The 7,529-nt window shown below is 42.2% G+C and carries 10 protein-coding genes; 5 read left to right on the forward strand and 5 right to left on the reverse strand.

What is annotated here, in order from left to right; genetic code table 11:
• Positions 1-24 precede the first annotated feature (24 nt).
• Both NJ959_RS18005 and NJ959_RS18010 read left to right on the forward strand, forming a co-directional pair.
• Positions 25-1,497, forward strand: coding sequence for a CIA30 family protein (locus tag NJ959_RS18005; protein WP_254013134.1), 1,473 nt, complete (start codon positions 25-27; stop codon positions 1,495-1,497).
• Between the two features lie 71 nt (positions 1,498-1,568).
• Positions 1,569-1,790, forward strand: a complete 222-nt coding sequence (locus NJ959_RS18010) for a hypothetical protein (protein ID WP_254013122.1) — start codon at positions 1,569-1,571, stop codon at positions 1,788-1,790.
• On the opposite strand, the gene NJ959_RS18015 is transcribed toward NJ959_RS18010, so the two are convergent.
• Complete coding sequence (locus NJ959_RS18015; RefSeq protein ID WP_254013123.1) at positions 1,787-2,116, reverse strand: type II toxin-antitoxin system RelE/ParE family toxin; 330 nt, start codon at positions 2,114-2,116, stop codon at positions 1,787-1,789. The two genes, NJ959_RS18010 and NJ959_RS18015, sit on opposite strands and share 4 nt — an antisense overlap.
• Positions 2,100-2,363 (reverse strand): hypothetical protein, encoded by a 264-nt coding sequence (locus NJ959_RS18020; RefSeq protein ID WP_254013124.1) that lies wholly within the window; start codon positions 2,361-2,363, stop codon positions 2,100-2,102. Before NJ959_RS18020 ends, NJ959_RS18015 begins: the two co-directional genes overlap by 17 nt.
• An 88-nt stretch (positions 2,364-2,451) precedes the next feature.
• Here NJ959_RS18020 and NJ959_RS18025 point away from each other — a divergent pair, with 88 nt between their 5' ends.
• From NJ959_RS18025 to NJ959_RS18035, 3 genes are all read left to right on the forward strand, one after another.
• Positions 2,452-3,342 (forward strand): formylglycine-generating enzyme family protein, encoded by an 891-nt coding sequence (locus tag NJ959_RS18025; RefSeq protein ID WP_254013125.1) that lies wholly within the window; start codon positions 2,452-2,454, stop codon positions 3,340-3,342.
• A 97-nt stretch (positions 3,343-3,439) separates the two neighbouring features.
• Positions 3,440-3,727 (forward strand): type II toxin-antitoxin system HigB family toxin, encoded by a 288-nt coding sequence (locus tag NJ959_RS18030; protein WP_254013126.1) that lies wholly within the window; start codon positions 3,440-3,442, stop codon positions 3,725-3,727.
• Positions 3,724-4,125 (forward strand): helix-turn-helix domain-containing protein, encoded by a 402-nt coding sequence (locus NJ959_RS18035; RefSeq protein ID WP_254013127.1) that lies wholly within the window; start codon positions 3,724-3,726, stop codon positions 4,123-4,125. The genes NJ959_RS18030 and NJ959_RS18035 overlap by 4 nt, the downstream gene beginning before the upstream one ends.
• Positions 4,126-4,511: 386 nt before the next feature.
• Here NJ959_RS18035 and NJ959_RS18040 read toward each other — a convergent pair whose 3' ends face one another.
• From NJ959_RS18040 to NJ959_RS18050, 3 genes are all read right to left on the reverse strand, one after another.
• On the reverse strand, positions 4,512-6,278 hold the full coding sequence (locus NJ959_RS18040; protein WP_254013128.1) for a formylglycine-generating enzyme family protein: 1,767 nt from the start codon (positions 6,276-6,278) through the stop codon (positions 4,512-4,514).
• The gene (locus NJ959_RS18045) at positions 6,275-7,363 is read right to left on the reverse strand and encodes a VWA containing CoxE family protein (RefSeq protein WP_254013129.1); all 1,089 of its coding nucleotides are present in this window, start codon (positions 7,361-7,363) and stop codon (positions 6,275-6,277) included. Before NJ959_RS18045 ends, NJ959_RS18040 begins: the two co-directional genes overlap by 4 nt.
• A partial coding sequence (locus tag NJ959_RS18050; protein WP_254013130.1) for a hypothetical protein occupies positions 7,350-7,529 on the reverse strand: 180 nt, incomplete at its 5' end. The genes NJ959_RS18045 and NJ959_RS18050, both read right to left, overlap by 14 nt.

Here is a 7,529-nt window from a genome sequence, read left to right on the forward strand (position 1 = left end):
AAAGAAAAGATGAAGGAGATGGTGATGACAGAAAAAAGTCGCTCTCAATGGGATTTTGGCAGATTCTTCCAAACTGTAACTTATTTTGAGGTGATCCCTTTCCTAAATTGCCTTCAGCGGCTGTTTGCCCGTGGTGAGAATAATAAAAAAAATAATCATAGTCAAGTAAAAAACATGGGAATCATACTGGTAGCAGGGGCAACGGGTGGCGTTGGCAAGCGAGTTGTGCGGCGTTTAATCGAACAGAATTATCAGGTACGCGCTTTAGTCAGGGATAGCCAAAAAGGACGCTCGCTCCTAGGCGATAAGGTGGAACTGTTTGAGGCAGATATTACCATGCCTGAAACATTAACCGCAGGATTGATGAATAATGTCTCAGCGGTAATCTGTTGTACTGGTGTCAGAGTCCAACCTGTGGAAGGAGATACTCCCACCCGTGAAAAATATTATCAGGGCATTAAATTTTATATGCCAGAAGTGGTAGATAGCCCAGAAATTGTGGACTATCAAGGTATCAAAAATCTGGTACAAGTTGCTGCTAAGAGTCTAGAAGCAGGTAAACAATTACTTTTTGATTTCCGAAACCCTTCAGAGGATTTGAAAGAAACTTGGGGGGCTGTGGATGATGTGGTAATGGGAGGTGTCAGCGAAAGTTCAATTCGTTTAATCGATAAGGCGGCACTTTTTACTGGTATTGTTTCCACTGCTAATTCTGGGGGTTTTGTTTCGGTTCGCACTCGCAATTTTAACCCATCTTTGAATTTAGCGGGTTATGAGGGAATGGAAATACGAGTGAAAGGTGATGGTCAACGTTATAAGTTTATCTTGCGCTGCGAATCTAAGTGGGATGGAATTTCCTATTGCTATTCTTTCGATACTCAAAAAGATAGTTGGATTGATGTGCTGATTCCTTTTAGTGCGCTGATTCCTGTATTTCGTGCCAAGACTTTGAAGGATGCACCGCCTTTTGATGCTAGTCAAGTCTATGCCGTGCAACTTATGCTAAGTAAGTTTGAATATGATGGGGGACTAAATCCGCACTTTCAATCGGGAGGTTTTGCCCTGGAAGTGGAAACAATTAAGGCTTATGGTGGTGCGATTAAGCCACAATTCATGATGATAAGTTCGGCTGGTGTTACTCGTCCAAATCGTCCTGGTATTAATTTAGCAGAAGAACCACCCGCAGTAAGAATGAACGAGCAATTGGGAGGGATTCTCACTTGGAAATTGCGGGGAGAAGATGCAGTGAGAGAAAGTGGTATTCCTTATACAATTATCAGACCTTGTGCTTTGACTGAAGAGGCGGGGGGTAAAGCTTTAATGTTTGACCAGGGGGATAATATTCGGGGTAAGGTGAGTAGGGAAGATATTGCTGAACTTTGCTTGCAGACGCTGGAACAACCGAAGGCTGCTAATGTCACTTTTGAAGTGAAGGAAGGGGAAAATAGCGATTTTGATTGGGATAGTTTGTTTTTCCGATTGACTAAGGATAAATAACAAGATTTACGCTAAATTAGCGATTTTTTTGTGTAGGGGCGTTCGCGAAGCGTTCTCGTTCCCCGAAGGGGTTGCCGAAGGCTAGAGTAGCATTGCAGCGACAAACTTTGCCTTTTACCCGAATATTTATATCGCAATGCTTCGCCCTGCTTTACGATAACAATAACCTAACGATCGCCATCCTATATCAAAATCTAACACCATTGCTTGCGATCGCTATCCTATATCAAAATCTAACACCATTGCTTGCGATCGCAATTACCCAACCTATTCCCATCATCCTATCTTTCTAGCCCTCATCTTCAAGATCGTCAGTGGTTAGCGGAGCCTGGGAAGTGTGGCGCACGTACAGCACATAAACTGTAGCCTCTCGAATAGTAAACAAAACTCGATAGATGTTTTTGGCTTTACCGTGAAGGAGTTGGCGCACTTCTTCGGGAAAAATCTCGTGTTCAATTGCTAAGGTACAGCGACGGGGTTTCTCTTGGAGAGTAGCAATTCCATTCATCAAACTGCGAAACCAGCAATCGGCAAATTCGGGATTCCATTCTCGATACCACTGATAAGCTTGTTCGATTTGGGCTTCAGCGATAGGGGTAATTTCAACCTGAAATGTCATATTTTTGTTGCATCTCTTGAATGAAATTGGACATCGGGCGGGTTTTTCCAGCCTTAAGTTCCTCGAAGCCCTGATGGATTCCGGCGATTGTTTCCAGTTGCTCGATTAGTTGGCGCAGTTTGATGGGGTCAAGTTTTTCGGGATCGAGAAAGGTAACAAGTACTTGAGTTCGAGCTATCACATTCTGTGGTATTTCAGTGAGTTCGATTTGTCCGTTTTGATAAATACCTGCAACGGTTTTCAGCATATAGGTAAGGGCGGGAGAAGAATTACTTTCAATTTTACTGCTAAAATAGGCGATTATCCAAGAATTCCCATCATAAGCATGTGAGATTGTGGAACTTAAACAAGTAACCAATGAACAACCTCCCCCTCGCTTAGTCATCAACCGTCAGCGGCGACAAGCTCAATATTTTATTGAAGAATTAGGTAATAATATCACCCTAGAAATGGTAGCTATCCCAAACGGTACTTTCCTGATGGGTTCCCCAGATACGGAAGAGGGGCATAGAGACAATGAATCTCCGCAGCATGAGGTAACGGTAAAATCTTTTTTCATAGGTAAATACCCAGTTACTCAGGCGCAATGGCAAGCTGTAGCTTCTCTACCTCAAGTTAATCGGGAATTAGAGCCAAATCCATCCAGGTTTAAAGGAGAAAATCGCCCTGTAGAATGTGTTTCTTGGTATGATGCGATGGAGTTTTGCTCCCGCCTCTCTATCAAAACTAGACGACAATATCGCCTCCCTAGTGAAGCTGAGTGGGAATACGCTTGTCGTGCGGGAACAACTACTCCGTTTCATTTTGGCGAAACGATTACTACAGATTTGGCTAATTATGATGGAAGAGACGATGAACTGGGTAAATGGAAAGGTTCTTATGGTAAGGGACCAAAGGGGATTTATCGGCGCGAAACAACACCTGTAGGAAGCTTTGGCGTAGCGAATAATTTTGGATTATACGATATGCACGGGAATGTCTGGGAATGGTGTGCTGACAAGTGGCACTCAAATTATGAAGCAGCGCCGATAGATGGTAGTGCGTGGGAGGAAGAGCAGGTAAATGAGATCTCTAATGATAATTATTTGTGGCTGTTGCGTGGTGGTTCCTGGTTCTACAATCCTGATTACTGCCGTTCCGCGTTTCGCGGCTTCTATGATCCCGGCGGCAGGCGCGTCAACGATATCGGTTTTCGGGTTGTGTGCGGCGTTGCGTGGACTCTGTAAGTAATTAGACTTATTGACAGTAAGTTCTCAAAAAGAGAACATAGAAGGGGAAATAATAAACAGATAAATATAATTATTTTATTTTTTATGGTAAATTATGCGTATTATCAAACGTCAGCCTCTTTTAGATTTCTCAGCAAAATATCCTCAAGCTGAAATCCCTCTTGATACTTGGTATCGAGTAGCCAAAAAAGCGACGTGGAAAAACTTAGCAGAGATTAGAGAAACCTATCCTTCTGCGGATTTAGTCGGTGAACATGTAGTTTTTAACATCAAGGGGAATGATTACAGACTAATTGTTTGGATTAACTTTCGCTACCAAATAATTTATGTCAGAGATATATTAACCCATGTAGATTATGACAAAGGGAAGTGGAAAAGATGAACTCTGTACTAGATCGTCAGGCATACGCAGAATTACTCTCAGATATTCAGCCTAGAGTAATTACTACAGAGGAAGAGAATGAATTTTTCCTTTCTGTAGTAGAAAAACTCATGGAACTGGAAGTAGATCTAACTCCGGAACAAGAGGAGTTACTGAAACTGTTGGTAACGCTGATAGAGAACTTTGAAGATCAGCATTATCAATTAAAACAAGCGACACCCCATGAAATATTAAATGAGCTGATGGCAGAGCGAAATCTCAAGCAAAAAGATCTCATTGGTGTGTTCAAATCTAAAGGAATTGCCTCAGAGGTGATCAATGGAAAAAGAAGCATTAGTAAAGCCCAAGCAAAAGAGTTAGGTCATTTTTTTAATGTTTCGCCAGCGGTATTCCTTTAATAGAGTGGGATGCGGCGGGCTTTGCGATCGCTCTTTTGTTGCATTTTATAGGACGATACTTACTGAGTATCTTAAAAAGCCTAATTAATTAACTAAGGCTAATATATCCCACCTATTTCAATATACATACGAACAACCTTGTATGGGCGAAGCATTCCGGGGATAACCTTTGTATTTCACCCAAATATTTATATCGGAATGCTTCGCCCTGCCCCTCGCGATCGCAATAATTTTTCGCCCTGCCTGACATTAACAATAACCCAAGCATCGCAATAATCTCTCAAAATCCTTCGCCCTACCTTGCGATAACAAAAGCAGAAAACATCCAAAAATAATTCGTGAAAAATAATCAAGGGTAAAAGGCAAAAGGGCAAAAATGTAAAGGGTTACAAAGTCCACGCCACGCCGCACACAAGCCGAAAACCGAGAGTGTTGAGGTCCCTGTCGCTCGGAATATAGTTGCCGCGAAACACGGAACGGCAGAAACCAGGATATTCGCAGCAGGAACCACCACGCAACAGCCGGGAATGATGATCATTCTCGTTGTTTTCTCCCCACACACTACCATCTATCGGCGCTCCTTCATAATTATCGTGCCACTCGTCACCACACCATTCCCACACATTCCCGTGCATATCGTATAATCCAAATTCATTTGCTACACCAAAGCTTCCTACAGGAGTTGTTTCCTGACGATATTCTCCTTTAAAACCCTTCCCGTAAGTATAGTTACCGTTATAGTTGGCTAATTTAGTGGTAATTGTTTCCCCAAAATGAAATGGCGTAGTTGTGCCAGCCCGACAAGCATATTCCCACTCAGCTTCACTAGGGAGGCGATAGGGTTGTCCGGTTTTGATAGAGAGGCGGGAGCAAAATTCCACAGCATCATACCAAGATACAGATTCTACAGGACGGTCTGCTCCTTTAAAATAAGATGGATCTGAGTTTAGTTCTCGATTCACCTGTGGTAGAAATGCGACAGCTTGCCATTGTGCCTGAGTGACTGAATATTTTCCCATAAAGAAGGGTTTAATTGTTACTCTATGTTGGGGAGATTCAGAATTACGGCGTTCAAGTTCATTTTCTGGGGAACCCATCATAAAACTACCTCCGGGAATGGCTACCATTTCTAGTTGAATTTCATTGTCTAATTCTTCGGTAAAACTCAAAGCTTCTTGCTGATGATAGTTGATTATCAGTTTTGTTTTTCTTCTTAACCAGCCTGTTTGTTTCAGTTCGATGGTGGCGACTTTAAATTGAAATGGGTTTAGGTCAAATTGTGGGTTTATTTCTGTTTGGGTAGTTTCTGTATCAAACTCGATAGTTGCCACTTCAAAATCAAAAGTTTGTAGAGGTGGGTAACCTTCAACCTGAGTAACTGTCTCTTGAGAGAAGAGTACCTTTCTTTGAAGTAATTCTCGCAAGACTCTAGTAGGGAAATTCAATTCTACATCATCTACTAAATAAGTAGGAAGCAACTCTGATGGATTAACTGCCGCTGGTGTTCTTAAAATTCGCTCCATCAGCCTTGCGTACTCCAATAAACTTGGCTCTTCCTGTAACTGAGGTGATAATTCTTCAGTAATCCGAATCAATCGCGCTAATTCCGCCCGAATTTCTGACTCACTTCGGTTTTCTCCACTATTACCACTACTAATTTCTAATAACTTATTAGCAATCTCCCGTACTACCTCCTTACACTTTTCATCTCCCAAATACACCATTGCCGCCCAGCGTTGTGCCTCTAATTCCTCTTGCCGTACTCCAGGATTAAGCCTACCTAAATAACTAACATAGTTAATTAAAACCCGGGCAACTTCCGCCATCCGCCGCTTGCCAAAACGAGGATTTTTTGCCATTTCCTCCAGCAAATATCCCCGCACATGAGTATCCATCGCGTAGAGTTCATAGCCTACCGGAGAACATAAATCAGATAGTAATAAATCAACTTCCGCTACCCAAGGAACTTTCTCACCTCGCAAAAATTCATTTCGTAAGTAATTAACTAATTCTGGAGTTAATACCAAAGGCAATGCCGCATGATAAGCCAATAACCGATAAGATTCATCAAAACGCCGCACAAATCTATCAACAGTTTGCTGTGCCTGTTCCCGCAATTCTGGTAATTGTGCTGAATCAGTCGTATTTGTCATGAGAGAGGCGAGTGGAGGTGTGGTAGGGGTTGACCTCGGATAATATCAATCGCATTACTTAATCCATTATCATCCATTTCATACATTGACACCAAATTAGCAATAATTTCTGCGGAAGTACCAATCCACCGTGTTTCAGGCATCGGATTTAACCAGGCAATTAAAGCAGTATATCGCTTTAATTGAAATAAAAAACTAGTAGTTGCCCGAATTCGTTTTAACTCCCGATACCCTCGTGCTGCACCTCCATCGCTGACAATCAATATACTAGTTTCATTATCGCAGCTTGCTAATGCGGTTTTGAGGGGAATAGGTTGTGTTAGATAAATATCTTGATAAAGACTAGCGGCTGGCACATTATGAAAATAGAAAATATCGACTTTTTCTGGTTGGAGAGAACTTTCATAAAGTGCTGTTTCAACTAAATCGCGACTAAAGCGATGAAAGGGAGTCATGGAGCCATTTTGATCGAGCAATAGCAACAAATGGGCATGATTTCTTTCTCGGCGACGATAGAGAGGAAAGAGGTAAAATCCTTGATGAGTAGCTTGCTCAATTGTCGCTGCTTCATCCAGTACATCCATTATGCCATCAGCCACTGGTTTGCGCAAATATCGCCAACGATAAACCATGGAACGACGCGAAATGGGATAATAAGTTTGTAATTCAGAGTTATCCTCATTTTCTATCAGTATCGGGGGTGATTGAATCGGTATTGATGCTAATTCTGGTTGAGGTTGTATGTCAGTAACAACTTCAGTAGTTGCTGGTGGTAATTCCATGGCTTCTTCCACCCTCTTGCGATGAGACTGAGATTCGGGTGGTGAAGTAGGAAACTTTTCCGGCTGTTTAGGTGTAGTAATAGTGAGGAGAGATTGCCAGATTTCCTCAAACTGACTTTGTTGCACTCGCGAGTGACACCATAAAATTTTTAATGTTTCTCCTAATGCTTTTTCATCCTCTCCAAACCCACCCTCAATTGTTTTTCGCGCTGCCAAAAGTTCTCCCACACCAAGTTTAAATCCTTCTTGGCGTAAGCGAAGGAAGGCACGAGGTAGCAAATTTTGGGGGTTAAAAGAGTTCATACTGAAATTTTGCACTATTTTCAGGTAAATTTGGCATTAATTTAGATAATCTGATAACCTGATAACCCGATAACCCGATAACCAGATAACCAGATAACCAGATAACCCGACAACCCGACAACCCGACAACCCGACAACCCGACAACCCGACAACCCGACAACCCGA

The sequence above is a fragment of the Limnofasciculus baicalensis BBK-W-15 genome, from assembly GCF_024178385.1.
Lineage (GTDB): Bacteria > Cyanobacteriota > Cyanobacteriia > Cyanobacteriales > Coleofasciculaceae > Limnofasciculus > Limnofasciculus baicalensis.

Bases quoted from the DNA above. Each gene is read 5' to 3' on its own strand.
- NJ959_RS18030 (WP_254013126.1), top strand. From the start codon at position 3,440: ATGCGTATTATCAAACGTCAGCCTCTTTTAGATTTCTCAGCAAAATAT.
- NJ959_RS18015 (WP_254013123.1), bottom strand. From the start codon at position 2,116: ATGACATTTCAGGTTGAAATTACCCCTATCGCTGAAGCCCAAATCGAA.
- NJ959_RS18035 (WP_254013127.1), top strand. From the start codon at position 3,724: ATGAACTCTGTACTAGATCGTCAGGCATACGCAGAATTACTCTCAGAT.
- NJ959_RS18020 (WP_254013124.1), bottom strand. From the start codon at position 2,363: ATGCTGAAAACCGTTGCAGGTATTTATCAAAACGGACAAATCGAACTC.
- NJ959_RS18045 (WP_254013129.1), bottom strand. From the start codon at position 7,363: ATGAACTCTTTTAACCCCCAAAATTTGCTACCTCGTGCCTTCCTTCGC.
- NJ959_RS18040 (WP_254013128.1), bottom strand. From the start codon at position 6,278: ATGACAAATACGACTGATTCAGCACAATTACCAGAATTGCGGGAACAG.
- NJ959_RS18005 (WP_254013134.1), top strand. From the start codon at position 25: ATGACAGAAAAAAGTCGCTCTCAATGGGATTTTGGCAGATTCTTCCAA.